Annotated in this window: 17 protein-coding genes; 14 read left to right on the forward strand and 3 right to left on the reverse strand. The window is 66.9% G+C overall.

Annotation, left to right across the window (positions count from 1 at the left end; translation table 11 throughout):
- Positions 1 to 50 precede the first annotated feature (50 nt).
- Positions 51 to 1,811, forward strand: coding sequence for an N-acyl-D-amino-acid deacylase family protein (locus ACZY08_RS12870; protein ID WP_463744488.1), 1,761 nt, complete (start codon positions 51 to 53; stop codon positions 1,809 to 1,811).
- Positions 1,812 to 1,814: 3 nt separating this feature from the next.
- Positions 1,815 to 2,825 (forward strand): alpha/beta fold hydrolase, encoded by a 1,011-nt coding sequence (locus ACZY08_RS12875; RefSeq protein WP_463744487.1) that lies wholly within the window; start codon positions 1,815 to 1,817, stop codon positions 2,823 to 2,825.
- Here the strand turns inward: ACZY08_RS12875 and ACZY08_RS12880 are convergent.
- Positions 2,770 to 3,387, reverse strand: coding sequence for a TetR family transcriptional regulator (locus ACZY08_RS12880; RefSeq protein ID WP_463744486.1), 618 nt, complete (start codon positions 3,385 to 3,387; stop codon positions 2,770 to 2,772). The two genes, ACZY08_RS12875 and ACZY08_RS12880, sit on opposite strands and share 56 nt — an antisense overlap.
- Before the next feature lie 133 nt (positions 3,388 to 3,520).
- Between ACZY08_RS12880 and ACZY08_RS12885 the strand changes: the two genes are divergently transcribed.
- From ACZY08_RS12885 to ACZY08_RS12910, 6 genes are all read left to right on the forward strand, one after another.
- Positions 3,521 to 4,483: a metal-dependent hydrolase gene (locus ACZY08_RS12885; protein ID WP_463744485.1), complete on the forward strand. Its 963-nt coding sequence runs from the start codon at positions 3,521 to 3,523 to the stop codon at positions 4,481 to 4,483.
- Complete coding sequence (locus ACZY08_RS12890) at positions 4,476 to 5,642, forward strand: DUF7802 domain-containing protein (RefSeq protein ID WP_463744484.1); 1,167 nt, start codon at positions 4,476 to 4,478, stop codon at positions 5,640 to 5,642. The genes ACZY08_RS12885 and ACZY08_RS12890 overlap by 8 nt, the downstream gene beginning before the upstream one ends.
- 62 nt (positions 5,643 to 5,704) lie before the next feature.
- The gene (locus ACZY08_RS12895; protein ID WP_463744483.1) at positions 5,705 to 6,739 is read left to right on the forward strand and encodes an LmeA family phospholipid-binding protein; all 1,035 of its coding nucleotides are present in this window, start codon (positions 5,705 to 5,707) and stop codon (positions 6,737 to 6,739) included.
- Complete coding sequence (locus ACZY08_RS12900) at positions 6,739 to 7,320, forward strand: chorismate mutase (RefSeq protein ID WP_463744482.1); 582 nt, start codon at positions 6,739 to 6,741, stop codon at positions 7,318 to 7,320. Before ACZY08_RS12895 ends, ACZY08_RS12900 begins: the two co-directional genes overlap by 1 nt.
- 73 nt (positions 7,321 to 7,393) lie before the next feature.
- Positions 7,394 to 8,041: a hypothetical protein gene (locus ACZY08_RS12905; protein WP_463744481.1), complete on the forward strand. Its 648-nt coding sequence runs from the start codon at positions 7,394 to 7,396 to the stop codon at positions 8,039 to 8,041.
- A complete protein-coding gene (locus tag ACZY08_RS12910; protein ID WP_463744480.1) occupies positions 8,038 to 8,421 on the forward strand; it encodes a hypothetical protein in 384 nt (127 codons plus the stop codon). The genes ACZY08_RS12905 and ACZY08_RS12910 overlap by 4 nt, the downstream gene beginning before the upstream one ends.
- A gap of 12 nt (positions 8,422 to 8,433) precedes the next feature.
- On the opposite strand, the gene ACZY08_RS12915 is transcribed toward ACZY08_RS12910, so the two are convergent.
- Positions 8,434 to 9,951 (reverse strand): PTS transporter subunit EIIC, encoded by a 1,518-nt coding sequence (locus tag ACZY08_RS12915; protein ID WP_463744479.1) that lies wholly within the window; start codon positions 9,949 to 9,951, stop codon positions 8,434 to 8,436.
- Between the two features lie 135 nt (positions 9,952 to 10,086).
- Between ACZY08_RS12915 and ACZY08_RS12920 the strand changes: the two genes are divergently transcribed.
- The 4 genes from ACZY08_RS12920 (at position 10,087) to ACZY08_RS12935 (ending at position 15,252) form a co-directional block, all read left to right on the forward strand.
- Positions 10,087 to 10,557 (forward strand): PTS sugar transporter subunit IIA, encoded by a 471-nt coding sequence (locus ACZY08_RS12920; RefSeq protein WP_463744478.1) that lies wholly within the window; start codon positions 10,087 to 10,089, stop codon positions 10,555 to 10,557.
- A complete protein-coding gene (gene nagB, locus ACZY08_RS12925) occupies positions 10,558 to 11,343 on the forward strand; it encodes a glucosamine-6-phosphate deaminase (RefSeq protein WP_463744477.1) in 786 nt (261 codons plus the stop codon).
- Entirely contained in the window at positions 11,344 to 12,489 is a 1,146-nt protein-coding gene (nagA, locus tag ACZY08_RS12930) for an N-acetylglucosamine-6-phosphate deacetylase (protein ID WP_463744476.1), read from the forward strand.
- A 129-nt stretch (positions 12,490 to 12,618) separates the two neighbouring features.
- Positions 12,619 to 15,252: a helix-turn-helix transcriptional regulator gene (locus ACZY08_RS12935; RefSeq protein WP_463744475.1), complete on the forward strand. Its 2,634-nt coding sequence runs from the start codon at positions 12,619 to 12,621 to the stop codon at positions 15,250 to 15,252.
- 11 nt (positions 15,253 to 15,263) lie between these two features.
- Here the strand turns inward: ACZY08_RS12935 and ACZY08_RS12940 are convergent, their stop codons facing one another.
- Positions 15,264 to 15,464 (reverse strand): hypothetical protein, encoded by a 201-nt coding sequence (locus tag ACZY08_RS12940; RefSeq protein ID WP_463744474.1) that lies wholly within the window; start codon positions 15,462 to 15,464, stop codon positions 15,264 to 15,266.
- A gap of 20 nt (positions 15,465 to 15,484) precedes the next feature.
- Between ACZY08_RS12940 and ACZY08_RS12945 the strand changes: the two genes are divergently transcribed.
- Both ACZY08_RS12945 and ACZY08_RS12950 read left to right on the forward strand, forming a co-directional pair.
- A complete protein-coding gene (locus ACZY08_RS12945) occupies positions 15,485 to 15,844 on the forward strand; it encodes a DUF488 domain-containing protein (protein ID WP_463744473.1) in 360 nt (119 codons plus the stop codon).
- 52 nt (positions 15,845 to 15,896) lie between these two features.
- Complete coding sequence (locus ACZY08_RS12950) at positions 15,897 to 16,547, forward strand: GNAT family N-acetyltransferase (RefSeq protein ID WP_463744472.1); 651 nt, start codon at positions 15,897 to 15,899, stop codon at positions 16,545 to 16,547.
- Positions 16,548 to 16,556 lie beyond the last annotated feature (9 nt).

Genomic DNA, 16,556 nt, shown 5'->3' on the forward strand with positions numbered 1-16,556 from the left:
GGTGTTACATTGCCACCGTAGCGGCCTGAAAGCCTCAAGGGAGCAGAAACGTGTTCGATCTCAAAATCACCGGCGGCACCGTCGTCGACGGGACCGGCGCCGACCGGTTCACCGCCGACGTCGCGATCAAGGACGGAAAGATCGTCGAGGTGCATCGGCGGGGCGCCAACGACCCGGCCCTGGCCGGTGACGCAGCCGAAACCATCGACGCCACAGGTAAGATCGTCGCCCCCGGCTTCGTCGACATCCACACCCACTATGACGGTCAGGTCTCTTGGGACGCCGTGCTCGAACCGTCGAGTAACCACGGGGTCACCACCGTGGTGGCGGGCAACTGTGGTGTCGGCTTCGCGCCGGTGCGGCCCGGCCAGGAGGAGTGGCTGATCTCCCTGATGGAGGGGGTCGAGGACATTCCCGGCACGGCCTTGACCGAGGGCATCACCTGGGGTTGGGAGACCTTCGGCGAATACCTGGACGTGATCGGACAACGGGAACTGGCTGTCGACATGGGCACCCAGATCGCCCACGGTGCGATCCGGGCCTACGCGATGGGGGAGCGCGGCGCCCGCAACGAAGCGGCGACCCCCGATGACATCAAGGCCATGGCGAAACTGGTGCAGGAGGCCATAGAGGCTGGAGCGCTTGGGTTTTCGTCGTCGCGCACCATCGCGCACACCGCCATGGACGGCGAGCCGGTGCCCGGAACCTTTGCCGCCGAAGACGAGTTGTTCGCTCTGGGTCGGGCCACCGCGGCCGCCGGAGCCGCGGTGTTCGAGCTGGCCCCGCAGGGGGCGGCCGGCGAAGACATCGTCGCACCCAAGAAGGAACTCGATTGGATGCGCCGCCTCGGCGAGGAGATCGACTGCGCACTCAGTTTCGCCCTGATCCAGGTCGACGCCGACCCCAACCTGTGGCGCGAACAACTCGACCTGTCCGCGGCGGCCCATCAGGCGGGCAGCCGGTTGTTCCCCCAGGTGGCGGCGCGGCCGTTCGGCATGCTGCTGGGCTTTCCCGGCCATCACGCCTTCACACACCGTCCGACCTACCGGCGCCTGCAGGCCGAATGCACCCGCGAGGAGCTCGCGGAGCGGCTGGCGGACCCCAAGGTGCGCGCGGCGATCCTGGCCGAAGAAGATCTGCCGATCGATCCGAACAAACTGTTCGACGGCATGTTCATGCTCGCGCAGAATGTCTCAAACCGCCTGTACCACATCGGCGAACCGCCGGATTACGAACCGACTGACGAGCGCACCGTCGCGGCGATTGCCAAGCAGCGCGGCCTGGATCCGCTGGCGGCGATGTACGACCTGATGCTCGAAGCGAATGCCGGTGCGATGTTGATGTATCCGATGTTCAACTACTCCGACGGGAATCACGACGCCATCCGGGAGATGCTCACCCACCCGGCCGGTGTGCTCGGCCTGTCCGACGGCGGCGCCCACTGCAGCATGATCTGTGATGCCTCGTACCCGACGTTCCTGCTGACCCACTGGGCCCGCGACCGTCGTCGCGGCGAGAAGCTGCCGCTGGAGTACGTGATCCGCAAACAGTCGCACGACACCGCGCAGCTCTACGGCATGTCGGACCGTGGCGTGATCAGTGTGGGCAAGAAGGCTGATGTCAACGTCATCGACCTCGACGCCCTGACCTTGCATGCGCCGACGATGGCGTACGATCTGCCTGCCGGTGGAAAGCGATTGGTGCAGGGCGCAAGTGGTTACGACGCAACGATTGTCAGCGGCGCGGTGACCCGCCGTCACGGTGTCGACACCGGGGCCCGCCCGGGCCGGCTGGTGCGCGGGACGCGCTGATCAGTGGGTTTTCGCTACGACCCGCGTCAGCGTCCGGCGCAACCTCCGGTGCCGGCCGCTGACGCGTTCACCATCCACACTGCCGTTGTCGCCGAAGGGGTTTCGCTGGCGTATGTCCGCGAAGGTATCGGTGGCGTGCCGCTTCTGCTGGTCCACGGGTATCCCGAGACCAAGCGGATCTGGTGGCGCAACATCGAGGCTCTGGCCGCCGCCGGCTTCGAGGTCATCGTCCCGGACCTGCGCGGTATGGGAGACAGCGGCATCCCGCCCGACGACCAGCACGACATCGTCACCTACTCCCGCGACCTTCATGCGCTGGTCCACGACCAGCTCGGACACAGGTCCTGCCTGATCGCAGCGAGTGATGTCGGCGCCGTCGTCAGCACCGACCTGATTCACCGATTTCCCGGATTCGTCACGGGTTTCTGTGTTTTCAACACGGTGCCGCCCATGGCCGTGGACTACTCGGGAATCGGCACGCAGCATCCGGGCTCGGTGGGCGGCGCGACCGATCCCACCGGCGACTACCGTTGGATGCAGGGTGCCTTCCCCGACGAACTTGCCTCGATGTTGCCCACGCCGGAAGCGCGTAGGCAGTGGGTCGCGGGCATGTACACCAATCGGTTGTGGGGCTCGGCCTATGCGTTCACCCAGTCCGATGTGGATTTCATGACCGAGCCGTTCGCCGACGAGGCGCGGCTACGGGCCGGATGGGCGTCGTACCAACTCGCCTACGGTCGTGCCATGTCCGAGATCCCGCTGATGGCTGCGGTCGAGGTGCCCACGCTGGTGCTCTACGGTCCCGACGATCATGTGGTCGGTGAGGACTTCGTGCCCCGCACCGAACGCGCATTTCTCAATCGCATTGGACCACTGGTGGTTCCGGGAGCCGGTCACTTCCTGCAGTGGGAGCGCGCCGACATCTTCAACCGGCTGATCCCGGCGGTGTTCGGCGATGTCATCGCGCGCCATCGGCCGGCTGAGCCAGGATCGATCCGCCCAGCCACCGTCTGAGGAAGCGTCGCAACTCTTCCCGGCTGCGGCCGGGATCGTTGGGGGCGACGAAGAACGACAGCATGGTGCGAAGCGTGAATTCCACGAGTTCGCGCAGTGCGGATTCGTCGTAGCCGTACTTCTCCCAGTCGACATCGAAGCGCGTGATCATCCGCATGCCGAAGGCCTGACCTTCGTCGGAGGCGACGTTGACCGAACTGGTGGCGGCTTGCGGGCCGGACAGCATGATGCGGAGGTGCGGTATGCGGGTGACCTCCTCCAAGGTGAACATGACGCCTTCGGTCATCGCCTCAGCGGGGTCGGTGATGCCTCGCACGCTCTCGGCGAGCCGGTCGAGAAAGCCTTCCACCGAGGCGATCGCGGCCGCATGCATCAGGGCCTCGGCGGTGGGGAAGTAGCGGTACACGGTCTGGCGGATGACGCCGAGCGATGCCGCGACGTCGGCAATGCTGATCCCGGTGCCTGTCTCGGCGATCAGCGCCACGGCGGCGGCCACGATGCGCTCGGAGGCTTCCTCGTCGCTGCCGGGCGGTCGCCCGTCCCACCCGCGCCTACGCGCCACGGTCCGGATTCCTGGCCAGCAACATCTCTGCAGGATATCGCCACCCGCCGTTGACGGGCCGCATCCGCGTGTAGTAATCATACAACGAAGGCGTTATTTGTATGATTGCTTGGGAAGAGCTGAGGTGCCACCGATGACGGATCTGATCGTGCGGAAGATGAGGTTCGCGTTCGCGGATCACCGCGTCCCTTTCCTGTGGAACGAGACCAACCCGGCGTTCTCGTCGATGGCCAACGCGGTGTCGTTCCTGGCCATCGCCTTCGAGAAGATGATCGGCCACATGATCACCGAGGCCATGCCGTTCATCGATGATCCGGCGGTGGCCGAGGAGGCCCAGGCTTTCGTGCGGCAGGAGGGTCAGCACGCGATGGCCCACCGCCAGCACGCCAAGGGGCTGATCAAGACCTACCCGGGCCTCAAGGACACCCTCGACGAGGTGGTCAAGGCGTTCGACGACCTGACGGCCGAGACGCCGTTGAAGTACCGGCTGGCCTACACCGCCGATCTGGAGGCGACGTTCACGCCGGTGTTCAAGCTGATGCTCGACCACGACGACACGCTGTTCGCTCCCGGGGACGACCGGGTGGCGTCACTGTTCCTGTGGCACTTCGTCGAAGAGGTCGAGCACCGCAGCTCGGCGCTGATCATCTACGACGCGGTGGCCGACGATCCGTGGTACCGCATGCGGGTCGCGCCGTCGATCTTCAAGCACGTGTGGGCGGTGCTCAAGATCGCCTGCGAAGGCTTCAACAAGCACGTTCCACTGGAAGAACGCCAGATCGACGCGATGTCGATGTTCGGCATGCAGGCACGGAAAAAGGCTCTGCTGCAAAAGCTTCCATTTACCGAGACCGCGTACGACGGACCCGTGGCGAATGCGTTCGCCCACCTGCCGGTGCGCGAGATGCTGACCGCCCTTTCCGGCGTGGTGCGCAGCCAGGTTCCGGGCCACAATCCGGCCCACGAGAAACTGCCGGCGCTGGCCGACGAGTGGTTCCAGCGCTACGAGGACGGCTACGAGGTCACGCAGTGGTACACCGCCGGTGACGCCACGAACCCGGCCGCGGAAGAGAAAGCGACGACCGCCGATGTCTGATCTTTGCACCCCGACATTCTCGGGATTGGCTCAGCGCCTGGGCTTTTCATGCGACACCGCCGGCGGGCTGGTCGAGTTCCGCAACCCGTTCGGGTTGGAGAACTGGACGCTTCCGGTGCTGGAGATCACCGTGATCGTCGGCGCGGTGCTGGCCCTGGTGTACGCGATCGTGCGGCTGCGCCGGCACAACGATCCGACCAACCTGGTGCTGTGGTTCGGTGCCATCGCCTATCTGCTGATCATCGAACCGCCGCTGTATTTCCCCGGGGCGTTCGGGATCAGCGAACATGTCGACACGATGTTCGCCCACAACGTGTTCACGGTGGACTTCCTGTGGGGCCGGCTGCCGCTGTACATCGTGGCGATCTACCCGATGATGGCGACGGTGGCGTACGAGATCGTCCGGACCCTCGGGGTGTTCCGCCGGCGCGGTGTGCTGGTCGGTGCGATCTGCGTCGGGTTCGTTCACCACGCGTTCTACGAGATCTTCGACCACCTCGGCCCGCAGCTGCGGTGGTGGGAGTGGACGCTGGATCATCCGATGAACCAGCCGTTCTTCGATTCGGTGCCGCTGCCCAGCGTGGTGGTGTTCGCCGCGCTGTGGCCGATGTCGCTGGCCTTCTGCGTGCAGCTGTTCGTCGGCCGCCACGTCCAGGACGGCAAGACGTTCAGCGGGCCGCAGCTCGTGGGCCGCACCATCGTCGTCGGTGTGCTGGCGTCGATCGGAACCGCGATCCTGCCACTGCCCGCCACGCTGGCCACGTCGATCTCGGGCAGCACGACCGTCGGGGGCGTCGTGTACGCCGCTGAACTCGTGGTGCTCACCCTCGTGGCGATTCCGGTGCTGTTCAACCAATGGTCGACCGTACGCAAGGACCGCGACCCGGCGACCGTGCGCTATGCGAACCCGCTCATCCTGCGCTACGCCGCGGTCTACCTGGCGGTCATGACCGTCCTGTGGCTGACGGCTCTGCCGGCCTACTTCGGCGCGGCTGACGGCGTCACCGCCGATGGCGATCCCATCGGCAGCTTGGTCTACACCGTGATCTGCGTGGTGATCGCGGGCCTGTCGATCGCCGCGGCGGCCACCGCAAATCCCGCGGGCCTGCAACAACAGCCCGAAACGGTGCCTTCGGGTGCCGCAGGCAACCAGGAGTGAGGAGCGAACCCACAGGCGCGGCACACCCCTGAGCGCCTGGGTGATGAGGCAGAATTGCGCTGATGCCGACACCGCCGCAACGCCCCGGCGAACCGCCCCGGCCAGGCCGGGGCCCCGTGCCGCCGCCTGACCCGGCCATTCGACGGTTGCCCCGCCCCGGCCGGCCCGAGGCGCCTACCGAACAGATCCGGGCGCGCCCCGGACCCCCGGAGCCCGCTACCGAACAGATCCGGGCGCGTTACCAGCCGCCTGAGGCCTCGACCGAGAAGATCTCGAAGCCCCGTCCGGCGCCCGCCGGACGGGCGGCGGGACCACCACCGACAAAGCCGCCCGCTGAGCCGGAGAAGCCGCGGCCGGCAAAGCCGTCTGGGCAATGGCGCAGTCCGCAGGCGATCGTCCTCATCGCGGTCATCGCCGTCGCACTTGTGGTCATCGGACTGACCGGCGGTGAACTGTTCGCTCGTCACAAGGCCGGCTCCCTGCTGGTGTCCGTTGCCGAATGTGTGGTGGAGGACAACGCCTCGGTCTCGTTCGGCGTCAATCCGCCGTTCCTGTGGCAGCACATCACCGGCCACTACACCAACATCTCGGTGGAGACCGGAGGCAAGCAGGTTCAGGCCGCCAAGGGAATGACCGCGGACGTGGCGCTGTCCGACATCCGGTTGCAGGGCACCGAGGACTCCAAGGGCACCATCGGATCGTTGAGTGCCACGCTGACCTGGACGTCGGCCGGAATCAAGGACACGGTGGCCGAGAACCTGCCTGGCGTCGGCGCTTTGGTCACCGACGTGAGCACCGACCCGGCTGCGGGAACCATCACAATGCAGGCCGTCGGGGATACCAAGGTGACCGCAAGGCCCGTGGTGAACAACGGAAACCTGGACCTGCAGATCACCGATGTCAGCGGTCCCTTCGAGAAGGACACCGTGCAGACGGCGCTCGACGGCCTCACGACGAAGCTCAACGACGCCTACCCGCTCGGCATCCACGCCGACAGCGTCTCGGTGACCGACACCGGAGTGGTGGCCAAGTTCTCCAGCCAGAACGCGTCGATACCCAACGACGATTCCGACGACGCCTGCTTCGCCAAGCTCTGATGATCGCTCGACCGGCGACCGTCGGGGCACTCGCACTCGCACTCGCACTCGCACTCGCACTCGCGGTACTCGCCGGTGCGCCGCCGGTCCGGGCACAGGAGCCCAGCCCGTTGCAGCCGCTGGTCGATGCCGCCGCGCAGCGTCTTGCGACCGCGGATTCGGTGGCCGCCAACAAGTTCCGCGCCGGCGGGGCGATCGAGGATCCGCAACGCGAACAGCAGGTCATCGATGCCACTACCGCCGAGGCGGGCAACCGCCACATCGATCCGGCTTACGTGGGTGAGGTGTTCCGGGACCAGATCGATGCGACCGTCGCGGTGGAGTACGGCCTGTTCTCGCAATGGAAGCTGGATCCGGCGACCGCTCCGGAGAACGCACCCGATCTCGCGGCGTCGAGAACCGCCATCGACGGGCTCAATCGCACGATGGTGAACGAGATCGCCGACCGATGGTCGACCCTGCACTCACCGTCATGTCCGGCCGATCTGGCGAGCGCCGTCGAGGGCGTGGCAACGGCGCGACATCTGGATCCGCTGTATCGGCGGGCGCTGGAGCACGCCACCAGGTCTTATTGCCGTTGACCGTCGGCCCCATCCGAGTATTGACGTTTCTGTCGACCGTGGGCGGGTATCCCTGGCCGCAGGAGGTCAGGAAATGCCTACATGGAGTTGGATCGTCATCGCAGTGGTCGTCGTGGTCATCGTCCTGCTCGCGGTGGTCGTGGGCGCGTCGATGATGCGTCAGAAGCGCAGTGAACGGCTCAGGCAACAGTTCGGGCCCGAGTACGATCACGCCGTCGAAACAGCAGGTGGTCAACGTGCAGCCGAGCGGGAACTGCTTGCGCGCGAACGCAAACACAACAAACTGAAGCTCAACGAGTTGTCGCCGGAATCCCGCGCGCGGTACGTCGAGGCGTGGGGGGTGACCCAGGCCGGGTTCGTCGACAATCCATCGAAATCGGTCGGTGAGGCGGATCGCCTGGTCACCGAGGTGATGCGTGAACGCGGTTATCCGATAGACGATTTCGAGCAGCGCGCTGCCGACATCTCGGTCGACCATCCCAAGGTGGTCGAGCACTACCGGGCCGCGCACATCCTGCACGTTGCTCAAGGTCAGGGCGAGATCGGCACCGAGGCGCAACGTGAGGCGCTCGTGCACTATCGAGCGCTCTTCGAACAGTTGGTCGGCACAGTGCCCGAAGAACGGCCCGCACACGACACCCAGGCCCAGCGTGATGCCGGCAAGCACGAGGTCGACGCGAACGAAGCCGGTACCGATTCGACCAAGGAGGCGCGAGCATGACCATCCACGACGAGGGCACCGATCTGCCGGAGTCGCGAAGCGCGGTTGCGGCCTGGTCTGTCCCCGAGACAGGCGCAGGAACTGCTCGGGCCGAGGCGTTGAACGAAGACAACACGTTGTTGTTCGCCGACCAGCATCGGTCCGGATTGCACGCGCGCTGGAATGACGTTCAGGCGGCGTTCGTCGACGACCCGAAAGAGTGTGTGCAGAAAGCGGACAACCTCGTGGCGGAAGTCGTCGATGAGCTCACCGCGAGTTTCGCCGACACCCGGTCTCGGCTCGAGGCGCAATGGTCTCGTGGTGAGGTGGCGTCCACCGAAGATCTGCGCGTGGCTCTGACGCGCTACCGCGATTTCTTCAACCGGCTGCTGTCGGTGTGAGGCGCGCGAAGGTTACAAGCTGTCCATGATGGCGTTCTTCAACGCCTCTGAGCCGGTACCGAAGACCGCCTGAACGCTGTTGCCGACCTCGATGACGCCTGCGGCGCCGAGCGCCTTCAGCCGGTCCTGGTCGACCTTGCTCTTGTCAGCGACCTCCATGCGGAGCCGGGTGATACAGGCGTCGACATTGACGAGGTTCTCCCGGCCGCCGAACGCCGCGATGATCTGCTCGGCCTGAGTGTCGGGTCTGGCACCATCGCCGAGGTTCGCCTGTTCCTCCGCCTCGAATTCGGCCTCGGGCTCACGGCCTGGTGTGCTCATGTTCCACTTCGTGATCGCCACGTAGAACAGCACGAAGTAGACGACGGAGAACACTGCTCCCATCGCGATGAGCAGCAAGATGTTGTGGGCCGCGGGCGCACCGCCGTAGAGCAACAGGTCGAGGAGCCCGGCCGAGAACGAGAAGCCCAGATGTATATCGAGCAGATAGGCGATCGCCAGGGACAGCCCGGTCAGGACGGCGTGGATGACGTAGAGCGGGAACGCCACGAACATGAACGCGAACTCCAGCGGTTCCGTCACGCCGGTGAGGAATGCGGTCAGGGCGGCTGCCGACAGGATGCCGACGGCAACCTTGCGCTGCTTCTTGTTCGCGGCGAGGATCATCGCGAGCGCGGCGGCGGGCAGACCGAACATCAGGACCGGGTAGAAGCCCGAGGTGAGAATGCCCGCGGTCGGGTCGCCGGCAGCGAACCGGGTAAGCTCGCCGGTCACGACGTTGCCGTCGGGAGTCTGGTAATCGCCGTAGATGAACCACACATATGAGTTCGGAATATGGTGCAGGCCCAGGGGAATCAGCATGCGGTTGGCAAATCCGTAGATGAATGCGCCCAGCGCACCGCTCCCGCCGATGAACCGGCCGAGACCGGTCAGGCCGGCATCGAAGATCGGATAGAAGTAGCTCATCAGGAAGGCGATGAACAAACTCGCCAGGGACACCACGATCGGGACGAACCGTCGCCCGCCGAAAAAGCCGAGATAGGACGGTAATTGGATGGTGTGGTAGCGGTCGAACAGCCACGCCGTCACCAGACCCACCACGATCCCGGCGAACACGCTGTAGTTGATCTGCGCTTGATCGCCGGCCTTGTCCACCTCGCCCGCCAGCACGATGGGGGACATGGTCTTGAAGACCGCCGCCATCACCAGGTATCCGACCACCGCGGCCAGCGCTGTCGAGCCGTCCGCCTTACGGGCGAAGCCGATCGCGACACCGACGGCGAAGAGCAGGGGCAGATTGGTGAACAGGGCGTCGCCGGCCGCGCTCATCGCCTTGAAGAACGGACCGATGACGGGGGAGTCGATCCGGCCGAGCAGATCGGGTTGGCCCAGCCGCAGCAGGATGCCCGCGGCGGGCAGAACGGCGATGGGCAGCATGAGGCTCTTGCCGAGTCGTTGCAGCTGCGCGAACGCGGGTATTCGCAGGCCGGACTTCTCCTGCGCACCTTCAGGTTTCGTCGTACTGCTCATCGCCCCACCGTTCTGCTGGCCACCCGGCGCGAACCGCCGTAAAGCTGTGCGGAAGCTTAGACGAGAACCAGTGAACTCGCGGCCGTCTTCCGGCCACCCTCGTATTGTTGGGACACCACAGAAGGAGCCACCACAGTGAGCTTGACCCGAGTACTCGCCCCGGTCGCCGGGCGCGCGGTAGCACTCCACGACGTTCCGGACCCCGTGTTCTCGGGCGGCATGGTGGGGTACGGCGCTGCGGTGGACCCGCCTCGCGGCGTGATCGATGCGATCGCCCCGGTCGGCGGCAGGCTACTGAAACTGATGCCGCACGCCTACGTCATCATGACGGCCGAGGGTGTCGGTGTGCTGGTGCACCTCGGTCTGGATACCGTCGCTCTGAACGGTGAAGGCTTCACCACCCACGTGCACCAGGGGGACGACGTCGTCGCCGGCCAGGTGATCGTGACCTATGACGTCCCGGCCATCGAGGCGAAGGGCCTCAACCCGATCGTCCCCGTTGTGGTCATGGACGAGCGCGAAGCGGGCAACGTGACCGTGGCCGAGCCCGTCGACGCCGGGGCCGACATCGAATCGGGCGCAGAACTTTTCACGGCGACCAAGTAGATGGAAGTCATCATCCTGGCCGATGCCGCCGAGATAGGCGGGGTGGCGGCCGGTGCGTTCGGCGCGCTGCTCGACCGTAAACCGGACGCGGTCCTCGGCCTCGCCACCGGATCATCTCCGCTGGCGATCTACGACGAACTCTCCGCGCGATTCGCCGCGGGGCAGATCTCGTTCCGGCGGGCCCGCGGATTCACCCTCGATGAATACGTCGGTCTGCCCCCCGATCATCCCGAGCGATACCGCAATGTCATAGACACGGTGTTCGTCTCGCGTGTCGACTTCGCACCCGGGGCGGTGCAGGGCCCCGACGGCCTGGCCGACGACATACCCGCCGCGTGCGCGGCATACGAGGACGCCATCCGGGACGCCGGCGGTGTCGATCTGCAGGTTGTCGGGATCGGCACCGACGGGCACATCGGATTCAACGAACCGGGGTCCTCGCTGGCCTCACGTACCCGCATCAAGACGCTGACCAGGCAGACCCGCCTCGACAACGCCCGATTTTTCGGGGGCAACCTCGACGCGGTACCTACCCATTGCCTCACGCAGGGGCTGGCCACGATCATGGCGGCCCGGCACGTGATCCTGGTGGCCTTCGGGCGCGCCAAGGCCGAGGCGGTGCACCATCTGGTCGAGGGCGGTGTGAGCGCCATGTGGCCGGCCACGGTCCTGCAGCATCACCCGCACGTGACCGTTCTGCTCGATGCCGCAGCGGCGCAGCGTCTTCAGCTCGTCGACTACTACCGCGAGACTTACCGCTCGAAACCGGATTGGCAGGGCATCTGAGTGCTGCTGACCGCTGAAACGCTGATAACGGGTGCCGAGCTGTTGCGGCCCGGATGGATCGACACGTCCGGTGGGCAGGTGACGGCGCTGGGAAAGGGGCCGCCGCCCCGGTGTGCCGATCGCGACCTCGGCCCGGTGACCGTCATGCCCGGTTTCGTCGACACCCATACCCACGGCGGGGGTGGGGGCAGCTTCTCGGCCGCGTCGAGGGCCGACACCTCGGCCGCGGTGAGACTGCACCGACGCCACGGCACCACCACGATGATCGCCTCGCTGGTCACCGCAAGCCCCGACAACCTGCTGCATGAGGTCGGCACGCTGGCCGAGGACGTCCGGGCTGGACTGATCGACGGAATACACCTCGAAGGTCCGTGGCTGTCGACCGCGCGGTGCGGGGCCCATCAACCCGCGCTCATGCGTGACCCGGATCCGGCCGAGATCGAACGGCTGCTGGCCGCCGCTGCGGGAACGATACGGATGGTGACGATCGCCCCTGAGCGCGCCGGGGCGCCGGCCGCGATCCGGCAGTTCGTCGAAGCGGGCGTGGTGGTGGCCGTCGGTCACACCGAGGCGACCTACGAACAGACCCGCGCAGCGATCGAGGCCGGTGCCACCGTGGGCACGCATCTGTTCAACGCCATGCGCCCGATCGACCGGCGCGAGCCGGGCCCGGTGATCGCGCTGCTCGAAGATCCCGGTGTCACCGTCGAACTCATCACCGACGGGGTCCACCTCGATCCGGCGATCTACCGGCACGTCACGCGCACCGTCGGGCCGGATCGCGTGTCGCTGATCACCGACGCGATGGCGGCCACCGGCATGCCCGACGGCCGGTACCACCTGGGGCCGGTACAGGTCGACGTGATGGACGGGGTTGCTCTCGTCGGGGGGACAGACACGGTCGCCGGCAGTACCGCGACCATGGACCGGGTGGTCCGATTCGCGGTGGCCCATTGCGGCTTGGGCCGCGACGACGCGTTGATGCTCGTCGCCCGTCAGGCTTCGACCAATCCGGCCCGGGCACTCCGTCTGGCCGGTGGAGAGTTGATGCCCGGGGCCACAGCCGATCTCGTGGTGCTGAGTCCGGATCTGACTGTCGGCGGGGTCCTGCGGCGCGGTGCGTGGGAGCTGGATCCGGCGAGGTAGCTGCACCGTGCCGATGTGCCCGGAGATCCGAGAAGTGTTTCCTGAGGCAAGGATTCGAGTTGCGCCCGCGGTGAATGACCATTACAGATTCCGGTACCGGCGTACCGTCAGCCGGGTACGACGCGAAGCATGTGGGGGTCGTTTTTGTCGGACTGGCCATTTGTCGCACGAGATGCCGAACTGCGCGAGGCCGCGCAGGCGTTGCGCGGTGACTTCCGGGGCGTGGTGCTGGCGGGCGGAGCCGGCGTGGGCAAGTCGGCGCTGGCCCGGGCGCTGGCCGCCGAGATGGAGACCGACGGGCACCCGGTGCGGTTCGTCCTGGGCACCGAAACCGGGCAGGCGGTACCGCTCGGGGCATTTCTGCCCGCGCTCACCCTGACCGACGCGCATGACCCCACGGTGATGCTCGCCGCGGCGCATGAGGCGCTGGCCGCAGAATCGGATCTGGTCATCGTGGTCGACGACGCGCAGCACCTCGATCCGCTGTCGGCACTACTGGTCCAGCAACTGGCGGTCCACGACTCGGCGAAACTGATCGTCACCATCCAAAACCACGCGCCCACATCCGATGCCGTGACCGCGTTGTGGAAGGAACAGCTGCTGCTGCGGTTTGACCTGGAACCCTTCACCCGGGAGCAGACCGGTGAGTTGGTGGCAGCGGTGTTGCACGCCGACGTCGACTCGCGCGCGGTCGCTGAACTGCATCGGTTCTCCTCCGGCAGCCCGCTCTACCTTCGGGGGGCGGTCAACGCGGCACTCGGCGACGGGGTGCTGGTGTGCGATCACGGTCGGTGGCGGCTGCGCGGGCGGCTACGGGCCAGTGCGGATCTGCACGCCCTCATCAGTTCGCGATTCGACACGCTGACACCGAGCGAGCGGGACGTGGTCGAGGTGGTCTCCACCGCCGAGGTCCTCGACTGGGATGTGCTGACAGCGGCCTGCGACCTCGACGCGATCGCCCGGGTGGAACGCCGCGGAGCGATCCAGGTGCTCAACGCTGCGGCCTGCACCCTGGTGCAGCCCGGCCACCCGATCATCGGTGAGGTTGCGCGCGGCCGATGCTCGAAAACCCGAATCCGCCAGATCAATACGGAGTTGGCTGTGCTGCTGGCGGCACACCTTCAATCGCCCGGTAACGGTCCGGCGCCGGACGTGCGCAGTCGAATCCAACTGGCTCGATTCATGGTGGGAGGCGAAGTTCCGGCGGATCCGGATGCCGTCGCCGAAGCTGCTGCCAGTGCGGTCACCATGTCCAATCTGTCTCTCGGAGAAGAGCTTGCGCGGTACGCGGTGGATCACGGTGCGGGGATGTCCGCGGTGATCGTGCTGGCCGATGCGATGAGTTGGCAGGGCCGGTGCGAGCAGGCCGAGGAACTGCTGGCCCGGTCGGTGCCGGCCTTCGATGACGAAGCGATGCTGGCCCGGTGGGGCTGTTTGCGGGCTTCGAACCTGTTCTTCGGATGCGCTCGACCGGACGCGGCACGTGTCGTGCTCTCCATGCTCCGCGAGCACCTGCACTGTCCACAGACGGTGAGTCTGGTCACGGCGATGGAAGCGGTTTTCGCCTTCCACGTCGGTGAGCTGGCCGAGGCGATCGCTTTGGGCACCGGTGTACTGGACCAGGAAGTGTCGCCGACGGCCACCGTATGGGCCGCGCTGGCCACCTCGAGCGCCTTGGCCCTGTCCGGTCGGTTGGACGAGGCTGTCGCGGTGGCGCACGCGGGTGAGCTGGCTGCCGAAGGCTGCGCGCCGGGCCTGCCGCGGTACTGGTTCGTCTTCGCCCAGGTGTCGGCGGCCCTGGGCGACGTGGAGCTGGCGAAGGCACGCGATATCTGCGATGCCTACGCCGTGCGGGCGGCCGGTTCGCCGCAGGCCGAGGCCATCGTGACCGCACTGTATGGGCGAGTGGAACTGGCCCGTGGTCGCCTTTCGTCCGCCTGTGATGCGCTGCAGGCAGCGTCCTGGACTACGCCGCGAGGACTTCCGCCGGGGTGGTCCATGGTCGTTGTGGCCTGTCTGGCTCAAGGTGAGGGCATGCGCGGTGACGGCGTTGCTGCGGACGCAGCGCTGGCGCGGGCCGAGGCTGCCGCAGCCGGGCCACGCGAGGTGTTCCGGCCCGAGCTGGAGCTGGCCCGGGCGTGGGCGGCGGCCGCGACCGGCCAGACCGGCCTCGCCGTCGAGCACGCGGTGCTGGCTGCGGACATCGCCGGAGCGAGCGGGATGGACGCGATCGAGCTCACGGCCCTGCATACCGCGCTGAGGTTCGGGGCTTCGTCAGTCCACCGGCGGATCCAGCAGTTGGTGCGGCGGCGCGGGACGCGGGTGGCAGAAGCTGTTGGAGCGCACAGTCTCGGTCTGACGCGGCATGATCCGGCATTGCTCGTCGCCGCGGCGGACCGGTTCGAGACGCTCGGTGCGCTGGTGCCGGCCGCCGACGCTGCCGCCGATGCGGCCCGGATGTTCGCCGAGGCCGGCTGCCGCGGCAGCGAATTGGAATCCGCGGCCAGAGCAGTGTGGCTGGCGGGCCAGACCGGTGCGCGCACCCCGGCGCTGCGCTGCGTCGGTGACCCGCTGCCGCTCACCCACCGCGAGTGGGAGATCGCCGACCTGGTCGGGGTGGGGCTGAGCAACCGGCAGATCGCCGGCAAACTGTGCCTGTCCGTGCGCACTGTCGACGGCCATCTGTACCGCATGTTCGCCAAGCTCGGGGTGGAGGACCGCGATCAGCTGGCCCGGCTGGCACGCTTCGGTCCGGCGGTGTGACGCTACCGGTCTCAGGCGTCGTCGTCGCTCGCGGTGCGGGCGCCCACGAAAGCGAGAAGTCGCGGATCTGAGGAGCTGAACCGGTCCACTTCCTCGCCGCCGTCGCAGCGCAGCAAGGAGATCGTGATGCTGTCCGTGGTGCGGGTGAGGACGCGCCAGTGCGCGCCGGAATCCTGCCAGCGCTGCAGATCTGCGACCCGATCGACGCTCATGCCTACTACCATGGCACGGCATGGCGGCGAAAAACCGAGTGCGGTTGGCTCGCGTGTACGCCGAGCCCGAACCCGATGAGGGCCAGCGGGTCCTGGTCGATCGGCTGTGGCCCAGGGGAATGAAGAAGACCGATCCACGGGTGGGCCATTGGCTGCCCGCGGTGGCCCCCTCCACGGAACTGCGTCACTGGTACGACCACAAGCCCGAGCGCTACGACGACTTCGTGGCGCGCTACACCGAGGAGCTGCAGTCCGGTGAGGAGGCCACGGCCTTCGAGGAGTTGCGGGCGCTGGTCAGTGCGGGGCCGGCCACGTTGGTGACTGCCACCCGCGACGTTGAACTCAGCCATCTCACGGTGTTGGCCAAGCTGCTCGCCTGAGCCGGAGGAAGGTAAACCTACCCTCAGTCGCTACGGTAGGCTCGGCGCTCAAATGACCGATTTCGATACCGACGTGGCGGACCTGCCAGGGGCCCCCGTCCTCAAACGCGAGCTGACCGACATCCCCGACGAGGTGCGCGCGGTCGGCGCAGCGCCCATCCCGGTACTGGCCGAGCCGTACGACATCCGGCCGGCCGATGCTGCCGCCGACGCTGAGTTGATCTCGGAGTGGATGAACCGACCGCACCTGGTCGAAGCCTGGGAATACGACTGGGCGCCGGACCGCTGGCGGCGATACCTGCAGGCTCAGCTCGACGGCCAGTACTCACGGCCGTTGATCGCGAGCTTTCGCGGAAAGCCCGCCGGTTACGTCGAGTTGTACCGGGCGGCCAAGGATTCCATCGCCCCCCGCTACGCCGCCGATCCGCACGACATCGGAATGCACGCCGCGATCGCCGATCTGAGATTCGTCAACCGCGGGATCGGCCCGATCCTGTTGCCGCGCATCGTGGCCGGCGTGTTCGAGCTCGACCCGGACTGCCGCCGGATCATGTTCGACCCGGACCACCGCAACACCGGAGCCCGACGGCTGTGCGAATGGGCGGGATGCGAATTCCTCGGTGAGCACCAGATGTCGAACCGGCGGATGGCCCTCTACGCGCTGCCGCGTACCCCCGACGACGCCTTCGGCGCCGCCGGGTGACCGCGCCGG

Source organism: Mycobacterium sp. IDUB_9, from assembly GCF_055419505.1.

Excerpts from the sequence above, each read along its gene's own strand:
- ACZY08_RS12885 (WP_463744485.1), top strand. The coding sequence starts at position 3,521 with ATGACGGATCTGATCGTGCGGAAGATGAGGTTCGCGTTCGCGGATCAC.
- ACZY08_RS12890 (WP_463744484.1), top strand. The coding sequence starts at position 4,476 with ATGTCTGATCTTTGCACCCCGACATTCTCGGGATTGGCTCAGCGCCTG.
- ACZY08_RS12895 (WP_463744483.1), top strand. The coding sequence starts at position 5,705 with ATGCCGACACCGCCGCAACGCCCCGGCGAACCGCCCCGGCCAGGCCGG.
- ACZY08_RS12900 (WP_463744482.1), top strand. The coding sequence starts at position 6,739 with ATGATCGCTCGACCGGCGACCGTCGGGGCACTCGCACTCGCACTCGCA.
- ACZY08_RS12905 (WP_463744481.1), top strand. The coding sequence starts at position 7,394 with ATGCCTACATGGAGTTGGATCGTCATCGCAGTGGTCGTCGTGGTCATC.
- ACZY08_RS12910 (WP_463744480.1), top strand. The coding sequence starts at position 8,038 with ATGACCATCCACGACGAGGGCACCGATCTGCCGGAGTCGCGAAGCGCG.
- ACZY08_RS12915 (WP_463744479.1), bottom strand. The coding sequence starts at position 9,951 with ATGAGCAGTACGACGAAACCTGAAGGTGCGCAGGAGAAGTCCGGCCTG.
- nagB (WP_463744477.1), top strand. The coding sequence starts at position 10,558 with ATGGAAGTCATCATCCTGGCCGATGCCGCCGAGATAGGCGGGGTGGCG.
- ACZY08_RS12935 (WP_463744475.1), top strand. The coding sequence starts at position 12,619 with ATGTGGGGGTCGTTTTTGTCGGACTGGCCATTTGTCGCACGAGATGCC.
- ACZY08_RS12940 (WP_463744474.1), bottom strand. The coding sequence starts at position 15,464 with ATGAGCGTCGATCGGGTCGCAGATCTGCAGCGCTGGCAGGATTCCGGC.
- ACZY08_RS12945 (WP_463744473.1), top strand. The coding sequence starts at position 15,485 with ATGGCGGCGAAAAACCGAGTGCGGTTGGCTCGCGTGTACGCCGAGCCC.
- ACZY08_RS12950 (WP_463744472.1), top strand. The coding sequence starts at position 15,897 with ATGACCGATTTCGATACCGACGTGGCGGACCTGCCAGGGGCCCCCGTC.